Origin of the sequence: Burkholderia sp. Ac-20349 (assembly GCF_017104865.1) — a bacterium.
Taxonomy (GTDB): Bacteria; Pseudomonadota; Gammaproteobacteria; order Burkholderiales; family Burkholderiaceae; genus Burkholderia; species Burkholderia aenigmatica.
This window is the reverse complement of record NZ_JAAGPM010000336.1, coordinates 1-1,112: the sequence shown is the minus strand read 5'-3', so window position 1 is coordinate 1,112 and position 1,112 is coordinate 1. Positions and strand designations below refer to the sequence as shown.

The window sequence follows — 1,112 nt, the reverse complement described above, 5'->3', positions numbered from 1 at the left end:
GGGGGAGGCCGACCAGCCGGTCGGCGTGCTCGCGTCGACGCGCGAGCTGACCGGCGACGCGGCCCGTCATGCGCTCGGCCTCTTCATCAATTCGGTCGTCGTGCGTACGCGGATCGACCCGGCCGCGCGCCGGACGGACCTGCTCGCCCAAGTGCGCGACACGGCGCTCGCGGCCTACGCGCACGCCGACGTGCCGTTCGCGGACGTCGTCGCGGCGCTGCGCGCGCCACGTGCCGCGCAGGCCAATCCGCTGTTCCAGGTGATGTTCAACTACCTGCGCCCGGCCGGTGCCGCGGCGCGCGACTGGGCCGGCCTGTCGCTGGCCGGATTCGACGACGTGCGCCATCGCGTCGTGTTCACGCTGGAGCTGGACGTCGTCGAGCATCCGGACGGCCGCGTGAGCGCCGCGTTCTCGTATGCGGACGAACTGCTCGAGCGCGGCTTCGTCGATGCGCTCGTCGATCTCTATCACGACGAAGTCGCGCGCTTCGCCGGCGCGTCGGAAGCGGCGCTCGGCGTGCCCGACGAGCGTGCCGTTGCACAAGCGCCGCGTCGCGCACCGGCGCAGGGCCGTTCATGCGCGGCAACGCCGTCACGTGCGCCGCATGCGGCTGCCGTGCTCGCGGCGCTGTGGTCGGACACGTTCGCGACGGCCGCGCCCGAACCCGACGCCGACCTGTTCGAAGCCGGCGCGAGCTCGTTCGACGTCGTGCGTTTCGTCGATGCGGCCAGCCGCGCCGGTCACGCGCTGACGGTTGCCGACGTATTCGCGTCGCCGACGCTCGCGGCGCTTGGCGCGCGACTCGATGCGCTCACGGAAACGGGACAGGAGGCACGCCATGCTGGCTGAAGTACGTCCGGACGGATTCACGATGCTCGATACCTACCGCCTCGCGTTCGCGGACGGTCTGTTCGCCGTGCGCGACGGTGCGGAGATCCGCGTCGCGCAGGGCGACGGCATCGGCGCGCAGTTGCTGCGCGCCCAACTTGGCGACGACGGCGCGCTGCGCCTCGTCGCGTACAACCATCGCGCGGCGCCGGCCGACCAGCGGCGCGCGCTGCTGGCCGCGCTGGCGGCGGCGCTTTCGGACAGCGCGCGCCAGGCGGCGATA

Annotated in this window: 1 protein-coding gene and 1 pseudogene; both read left to right on the top strand. The window is 72.9% G+C overall.

Annotated features, from left to right (window positions below; genetic code table 11):
- A partial coding sequence (locus G3N61_RS39080) for a condensation domain-containing protein (RefSeq protein ID WP_241018142.1) occupies window positions 1–850 on the top strand: 850 nt, incomplete at its 5' end.
- Window positions 840–1,112, top strand: a pseudogene (locus G3N61_RS39075) (N-acetyltransferase); the annotation flags it as partial. The gene G3N61_RS39080 and the pseudogene G3N61_RS39075, both read left to right, overlap by 11 nt.